19 protein-coding genes are annotated in these 21727 nt (G+C 74.1%); 11 read left to right on the forward strand and 8 right to left on the reverse strand.

What is annotated here, in order from left to right; genetic code table 11:
• Nucleotides 1-70: 70 nt before the first annotated feature.
• The gene (locus tag ACQP04_RS21465) at nucleotides 71-781 is read left to right on the forward strand and encodes a GntR family transcriptional regulator (protein WP_433502347.1); all 711 of its coding nucleotides are present in this window, start codon (nucleotides 71-73) and stop codon (nucleotides 779-781) included.
• Nucleotides 782-878: 97 nt separating this feature from the next.
• Here the strand turns inward: ACQP04_RS21465 and ACQP04_RS21470 are convergent, their stop codons facing one another.
• Nucleotides 879-1955 (reverse strand): alpha/beta hydrolase, encoded by a 1077-nt coding sequence (locus tag ACQP04_RS21470; protein WP_433502348.1) that lies wholly within the window; start codon nucleotides 1953-1955, stop codon nucleotides 879-881.
• 128 nt (nucleotides 1956-2083) lie between these two features.
• Between ACQP04_RS21470 and ACQP04_RS21475 the strand changes: the two genes are divergently transcribed.
• The 5 genes from ACQP04_RS21475 (at nucleotide 2084) to ACQP04_RS21495 (ending at nucleotide 9360) form a co-directional block, all read left to right on the forward strand.
• The gene (locus ACQP04_RS21475) at nucleotides 2084-2722 is read left to right on the forward strand and encodes a QsdR family transcriptional regulator (protein WP_433502349.1); all 639 of its coding nucleotides are present in this window, start codon (nucleotides 2084-2086) and stop codon (nucleotides 2720-2722) included.
• 63 nt (nucleotides 2723-2785) lie between these two features.
• Nucleotides 2786-4660, forward strand: a complete 1875-nt coding sequence (locus tag ACQP04_RS21480) for a glycoside hydrolase family 15 protein (protein ID WP_433502350.1) — start codon at nucleotides 2786-2788, stop codon at nucleotides 4658-4660.
• Nucleotides 4661-4679: 19 nt separating this feature from the next.
• Nucleotides 4680-5705 (forward strand): phosphogluconate dehydrogenase (NAD(+)-dependent, decarboxylating), encoded by a 1026-nt coding sequence (gnd, locus tag ACQP04_RS21485; RefSeq protein ID WP_433502351.1) that lies wholly within the window; start codon nucleotides 4680-4682, stop codon nucleotides 5703-5705.
• The gene (zwf, locus tag ACQP04_RS21490) at nucleotides 5702-7177 is read left to right on the forward strand and encodes a glucose-6-phosphate dehydrogenase (RefSeq protein ID WP_433502352.1); all 1476 of its coding nucleotides are present in this window, start codon (nucleotides 5702-5704) and stop codon (nucleotides 7175-7177) included. Before gnd ends, zwf begins: the two co-directional genes overlap by 4 nt.
• Complete coding sequence (locus ACQP04_RS21495; protein WP_433502353.1) at nucleotides 7174-9360, forward strand: FUSC family protein; 2187 nt, start codon at nucleotides 7174-7176, stop codon at nucleotides 9358-9360. Before zwf ends, ACQP04_RS21495 begins: the two co-directional genes overlap by 4 nt.
• A gap of 10 nt (nucleotides 9361-9370) precedes the next feature.
• On the opposite strand, the gene ACQP04_RS21500 is transcribed toward ACQP04_RS21495, so the two are convergent.
• Nucleotides 9371-9685 (reverse strand): hypothetical protein, encoded by a 315-nt coding sequence (locus ACQP04_RS21500; protein WP_433502354.1) that lies wholly within the window; start codon nucleotides 9683-9685, stop codon nucleotides 9371-9373.
• A gap of 94 nt (nucleotides 9686-9779) precedes the next feature.
• Here ACQP04_RS21500 and ACQP04_RS21505 point away from each other — a divergent pair, with 94 nt between their 5' ends.
• Nucleotides 9780-9935: a DUF6131 family protein gene (locus tag ACQP04_RS21505; RefSeq protein ID WP_197040831.1), complete on the forward strand. Its 156-nt coding sequence runs from the start codon at nucleotides 9780-9782 to the stop codon at nucleotides 9933-9935.
• A gap of 330 nt (nucleotides 9936-10265) precedes the next feature.
• Nucleotides 10266-12308, forward strand: a complete 2043-nt coding sequence (locus ACQP04_RS21510) for a N,N-dimethylformamidase beta subunit family domain-containing protein (RefSeq protein ID WP_433502355.1) — start codon at nucleotides 10266-10268, stop codon at nucleotides 12306-12308.
• Nucleotides 12309-12311: 3 nt separating this feature from the next.
• Here the strand turns inward: ACQP04_RS21510 and ACQP04_RS21515 are convergent, their stop codons facing one another.
• Complete coding sequence (locus tag ACQP04_RS21515) at nucleotides 12312-14186, reverse strand: N,N-dimethylformamidase beta subunit family domain-containing protein (RefSeq protein WP_433502356.1); 1875 nt, start codon at nucleotides 14184-14186, stop codon at nucleotides 12312-12314.
• Between the two features lie 768 nt (nucleotides 14187-14954).
• Between ACQP04_RS21515 and ACQP04_RS21520 the strand changes: the two genes are divergently transcribed.
• Both ACQP04_RS21520 and ACQP04_RS21525 read left to right on the forward strand, forming a co-directional pair.
• The gene (locus tag ACQP04_RS21520) at nucleotides 14955-15434 is read left to right on the forward strand and encodes a DinB family protein (protein WP_433502357.1); all 480 of its coding nucleotides are present in this window, start codon (nucleotides 14955-14957) and stop codon (nucleotides 15432-15434) included.
• Nucleotides 15435-16095: 661 nt separating this feature from the next.
• On the forward strand, nucleotides 16096-16473 hold the full coding sequence (locus ACQP04_RS21525; protein WP_433508412.1) for a hypothetical protein: 378 nt from the start codon (nucleotides 16096-16098) through the stop codon (nucleotides 16471-16473).
• Here ACQP04_RS21525 and ACQP04_RS21530 read toward each other — a convergent pair.
• The 4 genes from ACQP04_RS21530 to ACQP04_RS21545 all read right to left on the reverse strand — a co-directional run bounded on the left by ACQP04_RS21530 (nucleotide 16466) and on the right by ACQP04_RS21545 (nucleotide 19577).
• On the reverse strand, nucleotides 16466-17236 hold the full coding sequence (locus ACQP04_RS21530) for a DUF6544 family protein (protein WP_433502358.1): 771 nt from the start codon (nucleotides 17234-17236) through the stop codon (nucleotides 16466-16468). The two genes, ACQP04_RS21525 and ACQP04_RS21530, sit on opposite strands and share 8 nt — an antisense overlap.
• 7 nt (nucleotides 17237-17243) lie before the next feature.
• Entirely contained in the window at nucleotides 17244-17945 is a 702-nt protein-coding gene (locus tag ACQP04_RS21535) for a YoaK family protein (protein ID WP_433502359.1), read from the reverse strand.
• A 290-nt stretch (nucleotides 17946-18235) separates the two neighbouring features.
• Nucleotides 18236-18646, reverse strand: a complete 411-nt coding sequence (locus ACQP04_RS21540) for a helix-turn-helix transcriptional regulator (RefSeq protein WP_433502360.1) — start codon at nucleotides 18644-18646, stop codon at nucleotides 18236-18238.
• Nucleotides 18647-18731: 85 nt separating this feature from the next.
• Nucleotides 18732-19577 (reverse strand): phosphatase PAP2 family protein, encoded by an 846-nt coding sequence (locus ACQP04_RS21545; protein WP_433502361.1) that lies wholly within the window; start codon nucleotides 19575-19577, stop codon nucleotides 18732-18734.
• Between the two features lie 361 nt (nucleotides 19578-19938).
• Between ACQP04_RS21545 and ACQP04_RS21550 the strand changes: the two genes are divergently transcribed.
• Nucleotides 19939-20796, forward strand: a complete 858-nt coding sequence (locus tag ACQP04_RS21550) for a MerR family transcriptional regulator (RefSeq protein ID WP_433502362.1) — start codon at nucleotides 19939-19941, stop codon at nucleotides 20794-20796.
• Between the two features lie 23 nt (nucleotides 20797-20819).
• Here ACQP04_RS21550 and ACQP04_RS21555 read toward each other — a convergent pair whose 3' ends face one another.
• The gene (locus ACQP04_RS21555) at nucleotides 20820-21707 is read right to left on the reverse strand and encodes an LLM class flavin-dependent oxidoreductase (protein ID WP_433502363.1); all 888 of its coding nucleotides are present in this window, start codon (nucleotides 21705-21707) and stop codon (nucleotides 20820-20822) included.
• Nucleotides 21708-21727 lie beyond the last annotated feature (20 nt).

A 21727-nucleotide genomic window follows, 5' to 3' on the forward strand; every position in this document is an offset into this window, starting at 1 on the left:
CGTCGCGAAGGTGTGCAAGACCGGACCGGAGGAGCGATCAGTGACGCGCCACACCCGATATCGTGGGCGCGTGACCCGGACGAACAGCCGGCGGACCAGCCGTCGCGCCGTCTACGAGACGTTGCGCCGCAAAGTCCTCACCCTCGAGCTGCCGCCCGGTGCCGCGCTCTCGGAGAACGAGCTGGCGGCCTCGCTCGGGGTGAGCCGCACCCCGGTGCGGGAGAGCCTGATCCTGCTGGTGGAGGAGGGCCTCGTCCAGGTCTTCCCGCAGGTCGGGTCGTTCGTCTCGCGGGTCGACCCGGACCGGGTCGCCGACGCCCAGTTCCTGCGCGAGGCCGTGGAACTCGCGTCACTGGAGGACCTCCCCGCGGAGCTCGACCCGGAGCTCGTCGCGGAGCTGCGCCGCAACCTCGACGAGCAGCACCGGCCCGGGCTCACGGTCGAGGACTTCTTCGCCCTCGACGAGGAGTTCCACCACGGCCTGCTGCGCCTCGCCGGGCACGGCCGCGCGTGGGCGACGGTGGTCTCGGCCAAGGGGCACCTGGATCGGGCGCGCCGGCTCGGCCTGCAGGAGACGCCGCCGGAGGGCTTCGCCGACCAGCACGTCGAGATCCTCCAGGCAGTACTGTCCGGCGACGTCGCCGGTGCGCGCGCCGCGATGCGCACGCACCTGCGGGCGGTGTTCGACGACGTCGAGGCGATCCGCGAGCGCTCTCCCGAGCTGTTCGCGTCGGCGTCGGGCGCGGTCCCGGTGCGCCGCAACGTCGTCGTGTGGGAGTGACGGCCGGCTCCAGCCCGCTCGCGATGGCCGTGGTGACGGTGGTCGCCTCGGGCCCGGCGGTGCTGGCGCTCGCCACCCTGACCCGAGGCGACGACGGTCAGCCCAGCGACCTCGCGAACCCGAGCACGTCCCGCACCGCCTCCGCGTAGACGTCGGGCATCGCCGACCGGAACATCAGCTCGCCCACGTGGCAGAGCCCGAGGTTGACCTTGCCGATCGACGGGACGCCGGCGGCGAGCAGCGCGCGGTGGTAGGCGACGCCCTCGTCCCGCAGCGGGTCCAGCTCGTTGCACGAGATCACGTGCGGCGGCAGGCCGCGGAGGTCCTCGGCCGTCGCGTGGTACGGCCAGCAGGTCGCCTCCGCGGCGTTGCCGGCCCCCGGGTCGTACACCTCGGCGAGCAGCGGGAACAGGCTGCGGTTGAGCCAGTAGCGGTCGTTCTCGACCAGTGACGGCAGCGACGCCTCGGTCCAGTCGCCGAGGATGTACGGGCACTGCGCGTAGACGCCCGCGATCGCCTCCGCCCAGCCCTCCCGCTTCGCCTTGATCGGCAGGGCGAGTGCGAGGTTGCCGCCGCCGGAGTCGCCGGTGACCACGATGTGCGTGCCGCCCAGCTCGCCGAGGTGGTCGGCGACCCAGCGCAGCCCGGTCGCGCAGTCCTCCAGCCCCGCCGGGAACGGGTGCGGGCCGAGCGCGCCGCCGCCGTTGCGGTACTCCACCCCGACGACGACGGCCCCGGCCGCCGCGAGCTCGTCCCGCCAGCGCGTGTAGAGCGCGCCCTTCGCGGCCAGCATGACCATGCCCCCGCCGTGCACCTGGTAGATCACCGGGAGCGGGCCCTCGGACCCCTCGGGCCGGTGCACGTGCAGGCCGATCTCGTGGCCGCCGTCGCCGGTGATCGTGCGCAGCTCCGAGGTCACACCGTGGATCGGCGGCAGGTCCTCGGCGAGCGTGGCGAAGAGCCCCTCGAACCCCTCCTCGACGGCGTCGACGAACTGCAGCAACGTCTCCCGCCCCGCGTCGGGCGCCAGCGGGGCGCCCTCGGCGTGGTCGAGGAGCCCGAGCTTCTCCATCACCGCGACCATCCGCGGATCGGCGCGGGGGTCCGTGCCGAGCGTCAGGCCGGGGTCCCCCAGCCGGCCGGGTGGGGTGTGCGGCGTCGACACGTCCGTCATGGGCGCTCTCCTCGTCGAGATCGTCGGTCGCGGTACGAGACACGCTGGTGTGCTGTCGCACCGATGCGACAGCACAGCCAGGTGTCGCAGAGTATGGTGCGCGTCACATCGGGGTCAACGGAGGGGCCGTGGCCGGAGCATCGACGCCGCTGCAGCGGAGCCTCGCCGGGTACGCGGCCCGTCCCGGCGCGCTCGACGCGTTCCTGTTGGCCCGGCGCCGGTTCCAGGCGGGTGAGCGGATCGACATGCAGGCGCTCGCCGCGGAGCTGGGCGTCAACCGGGCCACGCTCTACCGCTGGGTCGGCTCCCGCGAGCTCCTGCTGTGCGAGGTCGTCTGGTCCCTCACGGAACGGACCCTGCGCCGGGAGCCGCCGGCCGCAGATGGCGCGGACGGTTCGGGGTCGTGCCTCGCCGCGGTCCTGAGCCGGTTCGTCACCGACACCCTCGCCCACCGCGGCATGCGCCGGTTCCTCGAGGAGGAGGGCGAGTGCGCCCTGCGGCTGCTCACGCTGTCGTCGGGCGGTTTCCAGCCCCGGCTGGTCGGCCTGGTCCGCGAGCTGGCCGCGGCGGAGACGGCGGCGGTCCGGCTGGCCAGCCCGATCCCGCTCGACGACCTGGCCTACACCCTGGTGCGCGTGATCGAGTCGTACGTCTACCTGCGCACGATCACCGGGGAGGAGCCGGACGGCACCCGCGCCGCCCGCGTGCTGCAGGCGCTGCTCCCCCGCCCGGCCGATCCGGGCCGCTCCCGGCCGGGGCGGACGTAACGGCGGCCGTGATCGGGACGAACGCGATCACGCCGGTCGTCCGGCGTAAGAGGGAGGAGCGGCGTGGCCTATCCCGACGACTATCCCCCGATCGCCGAGCACGGGCTGATCGGCGACCTGCAGACCGCGGCCCTGGTGACCACGGACGGCAGCGTCGACTGGTACTGCTGCCCGCGGTTCGACTCGCCGAGCGTGTTCGGCGCGCTGCTGGACCGCCGGCGCGGCGGGTTCTTCCGGATCGCGCCCGACACGGACGGCGAGGTCACGCGCCGGCAGTGGTACTTCCACGACACCGCCGTGCTGATGACCCGGTTCATGACGGCCGACGGCGTGGGCGCGCTCTACGACTTCATGCCCGTCCGGGACGGCGCCGCGACCGACCGGCACGAGATCGTCCGGGTGCTGCGCGTGGTCCGCGGGACGATGCGGTTCACCGTGGAGTGCCGGCCGCGCTTCGACTACGGCCGGGCCGGCCACACCACCGAGACCACCGCCGAGGGCGTCGTCTTCCACGGCCCCGACATGGACCTGTGCCTGCACACGGTCGTCGACGGCGGCGGCGCCCTCGACTGGGAGCGCGACGGGCCGGACGTCCGGGCGTCGATCACACTCTCCGCGGGCCAGGCGGTCGGCACGGTGCTGGAGTCCGGCTCGGGCCTGCAGCCCCGCCGCATCCCGATCGGCGAGGCCGACGAGCGGTTCGACGCGACCGTGGAGTTCTGGCGCACCTGGCTGGAGCGCTCGACCTACGTCGGCCGCTGGCGCGAGACGGTCCACCGCTCGGCCATGTCGCTCAAGCTCATGACCTACGCCCCGACCGGCGCACTCGTCGCCGCACCCACGGCCGGGCTGCCCGAGCAGGTCGGCGGGGAGCGGAATTGGGACTACCGCTACACCTGGATCCGCGACGCCTCGTTCTCGGTGCACGCCCTGCTCAGCCTCGGCTACACCGAGGAGGCCGCGGCGTTCGGGCGCTGGCTGGCGGACCGCGTCGGCGAGCACGACGGCCCCGACGGCAGGCCGCTGCGGATCATGTACCGGGTCGACGGCTCCGCCGACCTCACCGAGGAGTCCCTCGGCCACCTGGAGGGCTACCGGGGGTCGCGGCCGGTCCGGATCGGCAACGGCGCCGCCGACCAGATGCAGCTCGACATCGTCGGCGAGGCCCTGGACTCGCTGTACCTGGCCGACCGGCACGCCGTCCGGCTCGACCACCGCGGCTGGCAGGCCGTGCGGGACATGCTGTCGTGGCTCTGCGGGAACTGGGACCAGGTCGACGAGGGGATCTGGGAGACCCGCGGCGGGGCGAAGGACTTCGTCTACGGCCGCCTGATGTCCTGGGTCGCCTTCGACCGGGCGACGCGGATGGCCCGCGAGCGCGCGCTGCCCGGCGACGTGCCGGGGTGGACGACCCGGCGCGACGCGATCTACGACCAGGTGATGACCAAGGGCTTCGACGCCGGCCGGCAGGCGTTCGTGCAGTACCTCGGCGGCGACGTGCTCGACGCGGCCGTGCTGATGATGCCGCGCGCCGGGTTCGTGGTCCCGAGCGACCCGCTGTGGCACTCCACGCTCGAGGCGATCGACCGGACCCTGGTGTCCGACGGGCTGGTGTTCCGCTACGACCCGTCCGCCTCGCCCGACGGCCTGACCGGCACCGAGGGCACGTTCTCGCTCTGCAGCTTCTGGTACGTCGACGCGCTGGCCCGCTCCGGCCGGCTCGGCGACGCCCGCACCGCCTTCGAGAAGATGCTGACCTACGCCAACCACCTCGGCCTCTACTCGGAGGAGATCGGGGCGACCGGCGAGCAGCTCGGCAACTTCCCGCAGGCCTTCAGCCACCTCGCGCTGATCAGCGCGGCGGTGGACCTCGACCACCAGCTCGACCACGGGCCGGGTCGGGTCGCGCACGCCTCCGGCCCGCACCGGCTCACCTGACGCACGGGAGGACGACGGGATGCAGATCGCGATGATCGGGCTCGGCCGGATGGGCGCCAACATGGTGCGCAGGCTGCTGCGCGCCGGGCACGAGTGCCACGTGTACGACGTCTCCCCCGACGCCGTCGCCGCCCTGGTGGCCGAGGGGGCGCGGGGCGCCGGATCGCTCGAGGAGCTGGTCGGCGGCCTGGACGCGCCGCGGTCGGTGTGGCTGATGCTGCCCGCCGCGATCACCGGCGACACCGTGACGGCGCTGCTCGGCGCGCTCGACGCCGGCGACGCGATCGTCGACGGCGGCAACTCCTCCTACCGGGACGACATCGACCGCGCCGAGCAGGCCGCGGCGAGCGGGATCGACTACGTCGACTGCGGCACCAGCGGCGGTGTGTGGGGGCTCGACCGCGGCTACTGCCTGATGATCGGCGGCCCGGACCGGGCGGTCTCGCGGCTGCGGCCGGTGTTCTCCTCGCTCGCCCCGGGCGTCGCCACCGCCCCCCGCACCCCGGGCCGCAGCGGCGACCCGAGCCCGGCCGAGCAGGGCTGGCTGCACTGCGGCCCGTCCGGCGCCGGGCACTTCGTGAAGATGGTGCACAACGGCATCGAGTACGCCCTGATGGCCGCCTACGCCGAGGGCCTCAACGTCATCCGCAACGCGGGCGCGGGCGTCCGGCCGCCTGAGGCCGACGCGGAGACCGCCCCGCTGCGCGACCCGAAGTACTACCCCTACGACGGCATCGACCTCGCCGAGGTCGCCGAGGTGTGGCGGCGCGGCAGCGTGGTCGGGTCGTGGCTGCTCGACCTCACCGCCGAGGCGTTGCAGCAGGACCCGGGCCTGGACCAGTTCGCCGGCCGGGTGTCGGACTCCGGCGAGGGCCGCTGGACGTCGATCGCCGCGATCGAGGAGGGCGTGTCCGCGCCCCTGCTCACCGCCGCGCTCTACAGCCGCTTCGCCTCCCGCGGCAGCGAGCTGTTCGCCGACAAGGTCGAGTCCGCCCAACGGCTGGAGTTCGGCGGGCACGTCGAGAAGGCGGGTGGCCCGGCGTGACCGCTCGGCAGGGGGACGTCCTGGCCCTCTTCGGCATCACCGGTGACCTCGCCAAGAAGATGATCATCCCGGCGCTGTACCGCCTGGTCGAACGCGGCGAGCTGACCGTGCCGGTCATCGGCGTCGCGCTGACCGACTGGGACGACGACCGGCTGCGCGCGCACATGGCCGACTGCGTCCGGGCCGCGGTGGACGAGGTCGACGAGTCCGCGCTGCAGCGCCTGCAGGGCTCGACGCACCTGGTGGCGGGGAACTACACCGACCCGGCCGTGTTCACCCGCCTCGCCGACGCGATCACCGCGGAGGCCGGGCCGACGGCGTTCGCGGTGCACTACCTCGCGGTGCCGCCCTCGCTGTTCGGCACGGTGGCGGACGGGCTGGCCGGGGTCGGCCTGCACACCCGGTCCCGGCTCGTCGTCGAGAAGCCCTTCGGGCGGGACCTCGACTCGGCGCGGGCGCTGCAGGCCCTGCTGGCGAAGCACTACCCGGAGGACCGGATCTTCCGGGTGGACCACTTCCTCGGCAAGGAGCCGGTGGAGGACCTGCTGGTGCTGCGGTTCGCCAACACGCTGCTGGAGCCGCTGTGGAGCCGGCAGTGGATCGACCGGTTCGAGATCACGATGGCCGAGGACTTCGACGTCGCCGACCGCGGCTCGTTCTACGACGCGGTCGGCACGGTGCGGGACGTCGTGCAGAACCACCTGCTGCAGGTCATGGCCTACCTGCTCATGGACGCCCCGCTCTCCGACGCCGCGGACGACCAGCGGGACGCCAAGTTCCGGCTGCTGCGGGCCGTGCGCCGGCTCGACGCCGGCGCGGTGGTCCGCGGCCGGTACGACGGCTACCTCGAGACGCCGGGCGTCGCGCCGGACTCGACCACCGAGACGTTCGTCGCGGCCACCTTCCACGTCGACGACTGGCGGTGGGCCGGGGTGCCGGTGCACCTGCGGGCCGGCAAGGCGCTGCCGGAGACGCTGCTCGACATCGTCGCCGTGCTGCGGCCGCCGCCCCGCGCGCTGTTCTCCGGCGGGCTCGGCAGCATGCGCCCGGACCGGATCCGGCTGCGCCTGCAGCCCCGGGCGGGGATCACGATCACGCTGCTGGCCAAGCAGCCCGGGCGCGGCGACGTCCCCACGGAGATCCCCCTCTCCGTCGACTTCCGCGAGGTGCTGGGCCCGGTCCAGGCACCCTACGAGCGGATCTTCGGCGACGCGCTGGCCGGCGACCCGGCGCACTTCGCCCGGATGGACACCATCGAGCAGGCCTGGCGGATCGTCGAGCCGATCCTCGACCCGGCGACCCCTCCGGCGTCGTACGCCCGGGGCTCCTGGGGACCCGAGGCGGCCGAGCGGCTGCCCGGCCCCGAGGGCTGGGTGCCGCTCCCGCCGACGGCAGCCGCGACACCGTCCGCGACACCGCCCCTGCGGACCGCGGCGGAGGGGGCCGCACCGGAGGGGGCCCTCGCCCGGTGAGGCCGCCCGCCGGGCCGGCCCTGCGCCGGTCGATCCGGGTGTCGGTACCTGCGCTCGTCGGCTTCTACGGCGGCCTGTACGGGCTGGGCGACTCGACCGTCGCGATCTACGCGCTGTTCACCGTGATCGCGCTCGGCGCGCTGTCCGAGGTCACCGGCTCGCCCGACCGGCGGCTCCGGACGTTCCTGGGCGCCGCCGCAGCCGGGGTGGTGCTGGTCAGCCTCGGCACCCTGCTCGCCGTCTCGACCTGGGCCGCCGCGGCGGGGATGCTCGTCGTCGGGTTCGTGGTCGCCTACGCGGGGACGGGCGGGCCGCGGGTGGTCGGCGTGGCCAACGGGCTGCAGCTGCTCTACGTGCTCCCGTGCTTCCCGCCCTTCCAGCCGGACACGCTCGACCAGCGGCTCCTCGGGCTGGCGCTGGGGGCCGTGCTGCTGATCGCCTGCGACCGCTGGCTGCTGCCCGCGTCCGTGCCGACGCCGGTGCCGGACCGGATGGCGGTCCTCGCCGACGAGGTCGCGGGGTTCACCGGCGCGCTGGCGGACTCGCTTCGGGTCCCGGCGGCCACGGCCCCGCAGCTCGCCCGGCAGCGCGAGGTGCTGGGGTCGGCGGAGGACCTGCGGATCACCCGGCTCGCCCGGGAGCAACGGCCGCTCGGGCCGGGGCGCCGGGACCGCAGCCTGCTCGCGACCGCCGCCGCGATCCGGGCGGCGGCGGATCGGTCGGTCGCGCTGGCGGACCTGCTCTCCGCGTCCGGCGAGCCGCCGCACCCGCGGACCGCGGACCTCGTGGCGGAGTCCGGGCACGTCCTCCACGGGGTCGCCCGCACCCTGCGGGCCGGACGGCAGGCGCTGCCGGTCGACGTCACCGGACTCGACGCGGTGCTCGCCGCGCACGGTGCTGCGCGCACCCCCGGGCCGGCGACGACGCTGCGGGCCGGGCTCGCCGCCGTCGCTCTCGCCGAGGACGCCCGGCTCGCCGGGCTGGCCGTGTCCGGCTGGTCCGGTGCACCCCGGCCGGCGCCCGCGGACACGCCGCCGATGCTCTGGTTCCTGCACGCCGGGCATGCGGAGCTGTGGGGGCGGCGGCTGCGGGCGCACCTCACGCCGCGCTCGGTCTACCTGCAGAACGCCGTCCGCCTCGCGCTCGGTCTCGCCGTCGCGCGGGTCGTGGCCGGGGTGTTCGACCTACAGCACGGCTTCTGGGTCCTGCTGGCGACGCTCAGCCTGATGCGCACCTCGGCGTCGGCGGACCGGTCGGTGCTCGTCCGGGCGTTCGCCGGCACGATCGTCGGTGCGGTGCTCGCCGCCGGGGTGCTGCTCCTGGTCGGCGACCACCGCGCCGTCTACGTCTGGCTGCTCCCGGTCGTCATGATCGCGACGTTCGCCGCCGGCCCGCTGCTGGGCCTCGCCGCCGGGCAGGCGGGTTTCACGGTGCTGGTCGCGGCGCTGTTCGCCCAGCTCGCGCCGCCGACCTGGCACCTGGCCGAGGTCCGGCTCGTCGACGTGCTGGTGGGCGGGGTGATCGGCGCGGTGATCGGCGCGGCGGTGTGGCCGCGGGGCGGCGGCGGGGAGGTCCGGCAGGTGGCCGCGGACGCCCTGCGGGCGGTGGCCGACGACGCCGAGGCCGTCGCCGCGGTGCTGAGCCGGTCCCCCGTCACGGAGACCGACGAACCCGGCCGCCTGCACAGCACCGCGGTCCTGCTGGAGCACGCCTACGTCCAGTACCGGACCGAGCCGATGCCGCACGGCGCCGCCGGCCCGGACTGGCTGAGCGTCGTGCTCGTGGTGCACCGGCTCGACGCCTACGACGGCGCCCTCCGCGAGCGCCACCCCGCGCTGCTGACCGTCCGCTCCGGCCCGGCCGATCCCGACGCGGACGCGCTGCGGGCGGCGGCCGCCGACGTCGCGGAGGCCTACCGGCGCACCGCCGACGCCGTCGCCGCGGACCGGGTGCCGGAGGGCCTCGCCGAGGAGTGCCGCGGCCGGTTCCCGCCGCTCCCGGCCGAGGGCGACTCCCGGCTGCTCGACGGCTGGGGCTGGCTGCACGCGCTGTGCGACAACCTCGCCCGCATCCGGCGTGCCCTCGCCGGCGACGCCGGACCGCCCGTCACCAGCGATCCCCCCGGGTCCGCGCCGGACGCCGGCCGAACCAGCTCGGCATCGCGACGTCCGCCGCCGGACTGATCACCCGCGCTCACCGGCGGCCCTCCACCACGCCCTCCCCCGTCCACCACGCCTCCTCGAGGTGCGGGTAGCCGGAGAGCACGAACTCGTCGATGCCCTCGGACTCGCCGGCGGCCAGCCCGGCCTGCACCTTCTCGATCGTCGCCGGGTCCAGCGCGGCGAGCAGCGACTCCGCCTGCGTCCGGGCCTGCTCGGAGTGTCCCGCATGATCACGTGCAGCCGGATGCCGAAGCGCACGGTGCGCCCCGGTCGGCGGCCAGGTTGGGATCCATCCGATCTTCTCGGCGACCTGCGCCGGGCGGCTCGCCCGTCGGCGAGTGATCACGGTTCCGCATCGAAACGACGATCCATGATTGGACGCTCCGTCCTCTGCCGACTCCCCGCGTAGGGGCGCGACACTGTGGAGGAAACGGAACACAATGATCATTCTCGGTCTGATCCTGCTGGTGCTGGGATTCCTGCTGAAGATCTCCCTGCTGTGGATCCTCGGGATCATCCTGCTGGTCGTCGGCGCGGTGCTGGCGATCCTCGGTGCCGCCGGCCGGGCGGTCGGTGGGCGTAAGCACTATTTCTAGGAGCCCGGCTCCTTCTCGGCCCGGGCTTCCGGGATCTCCTCGCGGCCGTGCCGACGCTCGTGTGTCGGCACGGCCGCGGTGCGTCGTCACCCTGTCCTCCCAATTGGTCGCCTGTGGAGGGTGGACAGCGGGACACTCGCCCCGCATCACCGCGGTCGAACCGGTACGGGTCGAAGTACCCGCTGGTAGCCGAGCAAGTGGGTGGCGTCGGTCGCCAGGGCGACCATCGCGGCCTACGAGCTTGACGCCCCGGTGTGTGCGCTTCCTCGACGTCACCCGATCGTGGGACGCTCCTCGAGTCAGCGGAACCACCGGTGAGACGGGGCGGGCATGACCTTCGATCCTGCGCAACGATTCGTTCGACTCGTCGCCGCGGGCCGAGGAATCATCTATGCGATCCAGGCCGACGGCGTGCTGCGCTGGTACCGGCACGCCGGGTGGAGCACCGGCGGTGTGAGCTGGGCCAACGGCGTCGGGCGCGAGATCGGCACCGACTGGCACGTCTTCCGGGCGGTGCTCGCCGGCGCCGAGGGCCAGCTCTACACGGTGTCGGGCGACGGCACCGTCCGCTGGTGGCGCTACGACCTGACGAACCCCGACGGGGGCGACGGCGACGGCTCCTGGCACCCGGGCTCCGGCTCGGCCGTCCATACCGGGTTCGACGGCTACCCGCGCGTCTTCGGCGGGTATGACGACACCCTCTACGGGGTCGCGCCCAACGGCACCCTGTGGTGGCACCGCTACCTGGCCGGCGACGGCAGCAACGGCCCGGGGGCGTGGGCCGCGGACGGTGTCGGGCAGCAGATCGGAAGGGGTTTCGCCCGTTTCCCGCAGCTCGCCGCCGGCCCGTCGGGCGTCGTTTTCGGCGCCGAGATCGCCGGCGCGTTCTCCTGGTGGCGCTACCTGGCCGGCGACGGGTCGAACGGCCCGGACGCGTGGGCCCGCGGCGGCATACGGGCGGACATCGGGTCGGGCTGGGCGCCCGAGTCGATGCGCGAGTGGACGGTCGGCGCCGACGGCGAGATCTACACGATCGCCCTCGACACCGGCGTCGTGCCCGATATGGACCACGTGCTGCGCTGGTACCGGCTACTGAACTACCTCACCGTCGACCAGGGTGGCGTCACCGCCAACTGGGCGCACCCGGCCGGCGGCGTCTCGATCGGCCAGGGGTTCACGGTCGAGGAGACGGCGGCGTTGCAGGGCTATGCCGAGGAGGACTCGGTCGAGCCCGGTGACACGGCGCGGGTGGCGGTATCGACGACGTTCGACTCCTACGACGTCCGGGTCCGGCGACTCGTCCCTGACTCCGCGGTCGTGCGCCGGGTCTCGACGATCTCCCCCGGTCCTGGCCCGAGCATCCTGCCTCCCGGCTACCGGTCCGTCGGCTGCGGGTGGCCGGTCGCATTGAGCGTCCCGGTCGCCGACACGTGGACCTCCGGGGTGTACGACTTCGAGCTGACCGGGCCGGAGGGGCTGCGCCGGCACGCGGTCTTCGTGGTGCGACCGAACGCCCCGGCCGCCGACATGCTCACCGTCATCCCGACCTACACCTACAACGCCTACAACTACTGGGGCGGCCACGACCAGTACACCGACGGTCAGCCAGGCGTGCGTCGTGTGCTCAGCTTCCACCGCCCGTCGACGTCGGCGGAGGTCGACCCGACCGGAGCGGTGTCGCATCTGCTGCAGTCGGACCTGATCCTGCTGCGCTGGCTGGCCGGCGAGGGTGTCGGCTTCGACTGTGTCGCCGACTCCGACGTCCACCAGCGCGGTACCGATCTGCTCGGCGCCTACCGGGCGGTGCTGCTGTGCACCCACCCCGAATACATCTCCGACCCGATGCGCGAGGCCTTCGCCGAGTTCGTCGGCAGCGGGGGCCGGCTCGTCTACACCGGCGGCAACGGCTTCTACGAGCGCGTGGTGCCGACGCCCGACGGCAGCTCCCTGACGTTCCGGCGACGCGACGGGTCCCGCGACATCTACGCGGAGGCCGGCCTGCCCGAGTCGGAGCTGCTCGGCGTCGACTTCGCCCTGGACGGGTTCCTGACCTTCGCCGGCTACCGAGTGACCGATCCGGCCAATCCGTTCCTCGACGGCACGGGAATGGCGGCGGGTGACGTGTTCGGCCGGACGTCGGTGAACATCGCGGCGTCCGGCTGGGAGACCGACCGTGTCCCACCCGGTGGCGCGGCCGATGTCTTCGCGGAGGGCGAGCAGCCCTTCGGCGCACAGATGTGTCGGCTCGCCCACCCCGGTGGCGGCTGGACGTTCGCCGCGGCGTCGCTGTGCTTCAACGGAGCCCTCGACGAGGACCCGGTCGTGGCGAGGATCCTGCGCAACGTCGTCGCGGCGGCGACCGCCGCCCCATGATGCTCACCCCGCGACGTCGCGGCGGTACAGCAGCCCGTCGGTCGTCGCGAGGTAGATCCGGCCGCCGTGGCCGGCCAGCGCAGCGGCCGGGCCGGGCAGGTCCGCGACGGGCTCCCAGGTGGCCGGACCGAGCAGGGGGCGCCGGGTGACGAGCGCGTCGAGCCCTGCCCCGAACAGCCGGCCGTTGAGGTTGGTGAGCACAGTGACACCGCCTGCGTCACCCACACTCTCCCACTGGCGGGTCGAGTCCCCGATCGGGACCGCCACGAGCCTGTCGGTCGTCGTCACGGCGAAGTAGGACACGTAGGACATCGCCAGGGCGATCAGACCGTCGGCGGCGCGCCGGTCGGTCCAACTCGCCCCGTCCGGCGACCGGTACCGCACCCGGCCGGCGACGAGCGCGTACAGGCCGATCGGTTCCCCGTTGATCGCCTCACGGGGGCTCGCCAGCGCACGGACACCGGCGGCGTTGCCCAGATCGGTCCAGCCGACGTTCTGCGCCGCGGGTTCACGGGTCCACAGTGTTCCGGCGGCGTCGGCGGCGAACAGCATGTTCTCGCAGGCCACCATAGCGACGACGTCCTCGGCGTGGCCCACGGGCTCCCACCCGGGCGCGGCGGGCGGCGCGGTGAGCCGGTCGAGCACATTGGTCGTGATCCGTTCGACGACCGCGTCCGCCACCGGGTGCAGGCCGGCGCCCCATCCTGTGGTGGCCGCGTTGAAGACGGTCCCGCCGGCCGGCGAGCGGTACACGCCCATCGTGGCCGCACCGCCCTGGCCCACGGTCCGCCAATGCCGGAGATCCGCGGTCGCGAGGACGACGAAGTCCGGCGGGGTGCCGTCGCGGCCGGTCACGCGTGGAACACCGGCGACGTCGACGGTTTCGGCGGCGTCGGTCTCGTAGCCGACGGTTCGGCGGCCGAACTCGGTGCCGTCCGCGAGCCCGGTCCCGGCGAACACCCAGTGATCGGCGAACCGGGCTGTCCAGGCCGAGTCGGCCATGACGCTCAGGTCGTTCCAGCAGCCGGCGCCCCGTCGGAAGCTGACCCCGAGCAGGTGGTTCTCCGGTCGGTTCACCGGTGCGCTGCCCCACTCGACGGTCACCAGGTCGTCGCGCTGTCCCGTGAGGGGGTCCTCCGCCGCATCGCGATAGCAGACGAACGTGTCGCCGGCGTCCTCCAGCCGGAACTGCCACCAGCACGTGTTACCGGTCAGGAACGCGACGTTGCCCCCGTCTGCCACCCAGCCCTCGACGGTGTCGCGCATCCCTCGCGACCAGTACTCGTCATGCCCTATACAGACCAGCAGCCGGTACTCGTCGAGCAGGGACCGGTTGTCGAGGTCGTAGCCCGAGCAGTACTCGACGTCGCGGCCACTGCCGGCGAACCAGCGCAGGATCGGGTCCTCCCAGGGGATCGACATCCGCATCGGGCGCCGAACGCTGACCCGGCGGGCCCGGTCGGGCTGCTCGTTCCAGTAGACCGACGCACCCGGCGTCTCGCCCATGTAGGCGTAGGCGTGGTAGGTCGGGAACGGAACGGCGACGACGACCGGTGCCGCGGGGCTCGCCGCGCGTACGACGAACAGCACGCGGTCGCGGTCGGGGTTGTCGGACGGGGTGACATCGACGGCGTAGAGCCCGCTCGCCCAGGCCGCGGGGACGACGATGTCCGCGGAGACCGGCCAGCCGTGGTCGGCGGCCGGATCGGCGGGTACCGGCCGAGCCGCTACCGCGACCGTCATCTCGTCGACGACGGCGCCCCCGACAAACTCGGAGATCCTCACCGTTGCGTCGGTGGCGACGTCGGCGCCCAGGCACAGCTGCAAGGTCTCCCCCGCCGCGACCGACGTCTGCCGTGCGTAGGCTCTGACCGCCATCGGATCCCCCCGGAGTCGGCGCGTGGCCGATCGTGCCGCAGCCCGGGACGACCGGGACAGCTGCGAACGGGGCAACTCCGGCGCCCGAGGTCGCGTGCCGCGGAACCGTCGATGGCCGGGGAGACCATCACCGCCTCGCTCCCGGTCGCCCGGACCGTTGACGCTCTCTGCGAGAGGTTCGAGGTCGACACCGTCGGTAGCGGCGGCCGCTCCCAGGCGATTCCGAAGCATGACCCACGAAGCGCCAGCGACAGGCAGCGCCTTTGACTTGCCGCGGGCTGAGCACCAGGACCAGCAGGGCCGCCGCCAGCAGGGCATCGACGATCGGGCCGTCACGGCGTTCGATCGGCGCGCGTTCGACCTCAGCCCGGTGCAGCCGCCGCGTCGCCTCGGTCAGGCCGGCTGCATGTGGGCGACCTCGAACTACCCTGAGCTCGCCGTCGGTCTCGAGCACACAGATCGCATGCCGCTCCCCAGGATCAGTCCATCCCTCGGTCGCCCACTGATCGGCGCTCACGGCGCGCAGCCCTGTCGCCAGCCCACAGGACCCGGCCGCCGGGCCCACCCACGCTCAGGCATGCCGTCCCACAAACGAGGGCTCGATCAGCCTGGCGATACACCAACGACGCCGGGGCGCAGAGGCAGGCTGCTCCAGCACCAGGCCGCACCCGGGTCAACCAGCGAGACCAGATCCTAGGATCCTCGCCGTGGGCCGCTGCTCGCACTCGCTGCGGTGGCCGTCGTCTGCGACCGCGAGGGGAGACATCGATGGGCTCGTTCGACGTGCCGCTCGACGAGGAACGCACCCAGCTCGAGGCGTTCATCGAGGAGTACCGCGGCGCGCTCGAGGCTACGCTCGACGGCCTTACCGAGGAGCAGGCCCGCCGCCGGCTCGTCCCGTCGGCGACGACGTTGCTCGGGCTGCTCAAGCACGTCACGTGGATGCAGCGGGTGTGGTTCGAGGAGTGCGTCGGCGGCACGTCCCGTCGGGAGCTCGGCCTGGTGCAGAGTCCGGACGAGTCCTTCCGGCTCGCCGACGACGACACCATCGCCTCGGTCACGGCGGCCCACCGGGAGGCCTGCGCGACGGCCCGGGCGAAGGCCGCCGACCTGCCGCTGGACGCGGTCGTCACCGGCCACCGGGCCGGGCCGCGCACGCTGCGCTGGGTGTACCTGCAGGTTCTGCGCGAGCTGGCCCACCACTGCGGACACGCCGACATCCTGCGCGAACAGATACTCGTCGGCTGAGCTTCGAGACCGGGTCTCAGCCGAACCGATCGCCCTCTCCGGCAATTCGGACAGCGCGAGGTCCGTGTCGCCGTACTGGGCGATGCCACCGTTGCCGGCAGGGCCGTCAATCTGGGCTACAGCACCAGCGGGTAGCTACTTCACGTGCAGAGATCAAGCTAAACAGCGATCGTCCACCGCGGCCTGTCACCCGGCGCGATCGGGGACCACCCCGGCCCGGCGGGGTCGCCGACACCAAGGCTTCTTCCTGCAAGCGGGCCGGCCAGGCCGTCGACCACGGCGTCGCGGGCCTCGGCGGCCCGACGGCGCGCGCCGAGTCGGTGGCCGCCCAGCAGCCCGACGTGATCGTCGACAGCGCCGCAGATGCGGACGCCGGCACGTCCGAGATCTACGCGAGGCTCAGAGCGATCGCGCCTACCGATCGTCCTCGACCACAAGCCGGCTCTCCTGGCAGGAGCTGACCGCGCCCGAGCAGGAGTACACCGCCCGGGACGGCCGAGTGCCAGGCCGCGTCGCGCTGGAGCGGCGCTCCGCCCAACGTCGCCTGCGGAGGACGTGCCCTGAAGCCCCTCCCCCACCCTGGGTGCAGGATGGAAGGAGCACGAGAAGGGAGTCGGCGGTGAACCTCGCGGTCGGTGCGATCGCCTTCCTGTGGCTGGGCATGGTGCTGGCGTTGTCGTTCCTGGAGGCGCCCCTCAAGTTCCGCGCCCCCGGCATCACGGTGCCGCTCGGGCTCGGCATCGGGCGTCTCGTGTTCCGGGCGCTGAACATCGTCGAGGTCGTACTGCTCCTGGGAGTCGGGATCGCGCTGCTCGTCGGGCCGCGGTCCACGCCGATCCTGTGGGCCACCGCCGCGGTCGCCCTCCTGCTCGTCGTCCAACTCGCCGCGGTCCGGCCCGCGCTGGCCGCCCGCACCCGCCGCGTCCTCGCGGGCGACCCGCACACCGGCTCGCGCGCCCACCTCGCCTACATCGCGCTGGAGCTCGTCAAGGTCGGCGGACTGGTCGCGCTCGGCCTCGCCGCGTTCGCCGTCATCTAGGGGGCATGTCGAGCCGCAGCTGCTCGAACCGGCCGTCGACGTAGCAGAAGTCGCCGTCGTCGAGGTGCCACACCGCTCGCGCGCGGGTGGGGAGCAGGTGCCCGCCGACGCACTCCCAGCCGTCGACCGGCGTGGTCCAGCGGGCCCGGACCGGCCCGGAGGGCAGGGCGAGGTACCGGTCCGTGGTGGAGACGTCCAGGAGCCGCCCCAGCTCGTCGACCGTCAGCCGGACGGTGACTGTCAGGCCCGAGTCGGCCACCGTGACGTCGAACGACGAGTCGTCGACCGGGCTCCAGGTCGCGGCGGGGGTGAGGAGCATGCCCGGGGCGAGGAGGCAGGCGTCGTCGACCCAGGTGGCGAGCTCGCCGAGGTCGAACTCCGGCCCACGCCCGTCGGCGACGGGGACCAGGCCGAGCAGGGTGCCCCGCATCCGCCCGTGCCCGCCGACGTAGGTGTCGGTGCCGAGCATCGGGACGACGCCGGCGACCCGCAACCGCATCACGAACACCCGGGCGACGGGGTCGGCGAGGTTGTACTGCCAGGCATCGCACGGGAGCGGGCTCCCGGTGCGCCGCAACCGGAACCGGGCGCGGAGCCGGACACGGAAGGATCGCGGGCGCGGCCGGCCCGGCACGCCCATGGCCCGCAGGAACCGCTGCGCCGGCTCGGGCAGGCCCGCCAGGTCCGCCGCCGTCACCGCCGGGCGCTCGGCCGGGTCCCAGGGCAGCGCCAGTGCACCGACGGCCCGGTCGAGTCGCCGCACCGACACCTCACCCCTCCCAGTCCGGCCCCCGCCGCAGCAGCGTGTGGGCCGCGATCCCGACGCCCGCGAGCAGCACGAGGATCAGCGCGAACGCGGGGACGTCGCCGACGGTGCGCACCAGGATCGCCCCCACGATCGCCCCGAGGAGCAGACTGAGGACCGCCGACGCCCGCCGCAGGACCACCTCCCGGGTCGAGTGCGTGCGGTCCGCGACGAGCCCCGTCATGGACATCCCGACGACGCTGGTGGTGAGGTCCGGGACGGCGATCCGGCGGCCCACCGCGTTCTGCAGGCCCATCGCCACGGCCGCGATCACGGCCGTCGCCAGGGTCGAGGCGGAGTCGACCACCGGCGGGTGGACGGCCACCAGGACGAGGCAGACCGCCAGCAGCACCCACTCGATCAGGACCGCCGCCCGGAGCAGCGCACCCCGCCCGTCGATCCTGTCGATGAGGAACCCCGCCGCCGTCGCGCCGGCCAGGAAACCCACCAGCGCGGCCAGCGAGGTGCGGAGGGAGAATCCGGGCGAACCCGCGATCGCGAAGCCGGTGATCACCACGTTGCCGGTCATGTTGGCCACGAAGACCCGGCCGAGGCTGAGCAGGCTGATCGCGTCGATCACCCCGGTGACCGTGGTGAGGACGAGCAGCAGCACCGGGAGGGATCCGTGGCGCTCCCCGGCGAGGAGCAACCGCGGGCCGGCCGTCATACGGACGAGTGAAGCAGCCGCGGGCCACGCGCGGAAGGGTCAGGCCCGCGGACCCCGGCGCACCAACGAGCCGATCAGCGGCACCAGCACCAGCACCCGGCCGAGCGGACCGCCCCCTGGACGCGGCCCCCGCCGGGGACCGCTCAGGTCCTTCAGTATCCGCGCCACCCGCGCCACCGCCTCCCGATGTCTCGACCATCGAGCGTCGGGGTGCCGCGGGTGGGCCGCAAGTCGATCTTGGCACGTCCGGGCACCGGTACCCGCGAAACACCCCGACGAGGCGATCCCGCTCAGGGGGCGGCGTGCCCGGCCCCCGGGCGGGCGTGGGTGCGGTCCTGCCCGAACCCGTCGTCCGGCACCCCGTCGGCGCCGGGCGTCGAGCGCTCGTAGCGGTCCAGGAAGAGGTGGAGCGCGTCGTCGACCTGGCGCAGCTCGGCGGCCTGCAGGTCGAGGAAGGCCTCACCCTCCCCGGTCAGGCGGTAGGTGCGGCGGGCGGGCCCGGCCTTCGGGATGGACCACTGCGAGCGCACCAGGCCGCGCCGCTCGAGGCCGCGGAGCGCGCGGTACACACCTCCGGAGTCCCCCTCGCCGTCGTGCAGCGGGCCGAGCCGGGAGACGAGCTCGTAGCCGTGGTCGGCCTGCTCACGCAGCAGCAGGAGCAGGCAGGGTTGCAGGAAGTTGCGCGGTTCGAGCACGGCCATGCGGGCTCCCGGGACGATGGCGGTGGTGGACGCCTCCGGAAGCGATACTGGCCGCCTGTGACCTGGAGCACAAGGCCCGGATCGATCAGAGCAGGGCGGGCGTCCCGTCCCGCCGGACCGGGGCGCGACCTGCGGTGAGGGCGTGCAGCGCGGCGAGACAGACCGCCAGCCACGCCCCGCCGAGGAACCACCCGGCGAGCATGTCGGTGAACCAGTGGACGCCCAGGTAGAGCCGCGAGATCCCGATGAGGACGATCGTCGCCGCGGCCGTGCCGAGCGCGGCCACGCGCACCACGAGGGACCGCACGAGCCGGACGGCGACGATCGCGACCACGCCGACGATCACGATCGACCCCAGCGCGTGCCCCGAGGGCAGCGACGGGTCGAACTGCGGCACCAGCTGGGTGGCGACGGGCGGGCGCGGTCGGGCGTAGAAGTCCTTGAAGGCGGGCACGAGCACGGCCACCCCGGCGCTCGCGACGGTGACCGTCGCGGCCTCCCACCAGTGCCGCCGCCACGCGAGCAGCGCGACCGCGACGAGGGCCAGCACCAGCGTGCCGAGGGTGCCGCCGTAGCGGCTCGCGGTCTCCATCACCGCGGTCCAGTCCGGCGCCCGGTGCGCGACGAGCCAGCCGAGCACCGGCCGGTCGGCGGCGGCGAGGCTGCTGTGGTCGGCCACCGAGTCGACGACCGTGGCCTGCGCCGTGAAGAGCGTCGACGCGACGCCGGTCCCCCAGACCGCGGGCCGGCGCAGCACCCGGCGGGCCGGCGCGACCAGCGCGCCCACGGCGGGCAGGCCCGGCAGCGGGGCGCCCCCGGTGCCGGTGGTGGCACGCAGTCCCACGCGGTAGGCGCACAGGGCGACCGCGGTCACCAGCCAGCACACCCAGACCAGCACCCCGGCGCCCTGCTGGAGATCGGCGAACCGCACGGTGTGCCTCCTCGTCGTCTCGACCGTCCCACCCGGCGGGTGGGATCCGACGACGGGGAGTGTGCGCCGCGGATGCTGTAGCGGAGCTGAGAGGAGCCGGGGATTATTGCGTGCTGGGCCCGGGTGCCCCTCCCTCCGGGCCCAGCACGCGAGGCGGGCATCGTCGGCTCCCCAGCGACGACGCCGTGGCGTTCGCCGGTTCCGGGGCGGTGTGCCCCACCGGCTGCCAACAGTGGTAGTCACCGATGGGCGGCCCTGTCCACGGGCTAGTAGATTCCGCGCCCACCGCGTCCAGGTTCGGGCCGGAAGGCCCTGGGGGCAGGACGGACCCCCGAGGAGGGTGACCGGGGTGGACGGTGGCATGGGCAATGGGCCCTGTCCGGGTCCCGCCGGGGTGTCGATCGGCGCCGCGGCGGACTACGTCGGGGTGTCGGTCGAGACGCTGCGGGCGTGGCAGCGGCGCTACGGCGTCGGGGCCAGCGCGGTGACCCCCGGCGGTCATCGCCGCTACACCTTCGACGACCTGGTCCGGCTGCGCACCGTGCGGGACCTGGTCGAGGCGGGCGAGTCGACCGCCGTGGCCGTGCGCACCGTGCAGGGTCCCCGCCGGCCGCCCGTCGTCCCCGAGCCGGACGTGTCCGCCGCACGCAAGCTCGCCGCGGTGTGCATGGAGCTCGACGGGCACGCCGCCCGCCACCTCGTCGGCGCCCTGCTGGCGGCCGAGGGGGTGGTCCGGACGTGGGAGACCCTGGTCCGGCCGGCCTTCACCACCCTGGAACGCCTGCCGCTGCCCGCGGCCCGGACGGTGGGCGCCGAGCACCTGCTCTCACACGTCGTGCTCGGCACGCTGGGCGCCCGGGTCGGCCGCGAGCCGCGGGACCGGTCCGCCGTCGTGCTGGCCTGCGCCCCCGCCGAGCAGCACGAGCTGCCGATGGCGGTGCTCGCCGCCGCGCTCGCCGAACGCGCGGTGCGGGGCACCCTGCTCGGCAGCCGCACCCCGGCGGCGACGCTCCTGGCCGCCGCCGCCATGCCCGGTTCCACGCGGATCGTCCTCTACGCGCACCTGACGGTCGACGACCCGGAGGGCGCGATCCGCATGCTCCCCGACCCCGCGGCCGTGATCGCCGCCGGACCGGCCTGGGGCGGCCTGCCGCTCGACGCCGCCGTCCGGGTCTGCAACGACGTGGCCTCCTGCCTCGCCGCGATCGGCACGGGGTGAGGGCGGACCGGCGCCGGTGACCGCTAGTCCAGCTGCGGCCGGATCTCCGTGTGGAACCGGCCGAACAGCTCGCGCCCCTGGTCGGCGGTGCCACGGATGGCCGGCACGATCAGCTCGTCGAGACCCGCCTCCCGCCAACGGCCGATGACGTCGACGATCTCGGCCACCGATCCGGCGACGACCCCGGCCGGCGCGTCGGCAGCGGAGCCGTCGATCTGCAGCACGGCCTGGGTGGAGCGCCGGATCGTGCGCGGGTCGCGGCCGATCCGCACGCAGTGCTCGTCGAGCACGGCGGACTTGTGCGCGAACACCTCCGGCGTGGACCAGCAGTTCCACTCGTCCGCGTACCGGGCGACGACGCCGAGCATCCGCTGCTCGCCCGAGGCCCCGAGCATGATCGGGATCCGCCTGCCCGAAGTGACGGGCGGGGCGTCGACGACCGTGTAGTGCGTGCCGGCGACGGTCGTCCGCGGGGTGCGGAGCAGGCCGTCGAGCACGGCCAGGCCCTCCTCGAGCCGGTCGATCCGCTCGCGGACCGGGCCCAGCGCGATGCCGTAGGCGGCGTGCTCGTTGAGCTGCCAGCCCGCGCCCATGCCGAGCACCAGCCGGCCGCCGCTGAGGTCGTCGACGGTGGCCGCGGTGGCGGCGAGCACCGCGGGGTGCCGGTAGGTCATGGACGCGACGAGGCTGCCCAGCCGGACCCGGGGCACCGCCGTCGCCAGGCCGGCGAGCACGCCGAAGCACTCGCGCATCCGGATGTCGGACCGCTCCTCGGTACCGGTGTTGCCCATGAAGTGGTCGGCGACCCAGATGCCGTCGTAGCCGGCGGCCTCCACCTCCCGCGCCACCGCCACGATGTCGCCGGCCGACCACGTGGTGCCCAGCCAGGCCCCGACCGCCAGTTCCGCCACGTCTCCTCCTCGATCGCGAG

Source organism: Pseudonocardia halophobica (assembly GCF_050948485.1).
Taxonomy (GTDB): Bacteria; Actinomycetota; Actinomycetes; order Mycobacteriales; family Pseudonocardiaceae; genus Pseudonocardia; species Pseudonocardia halophobica.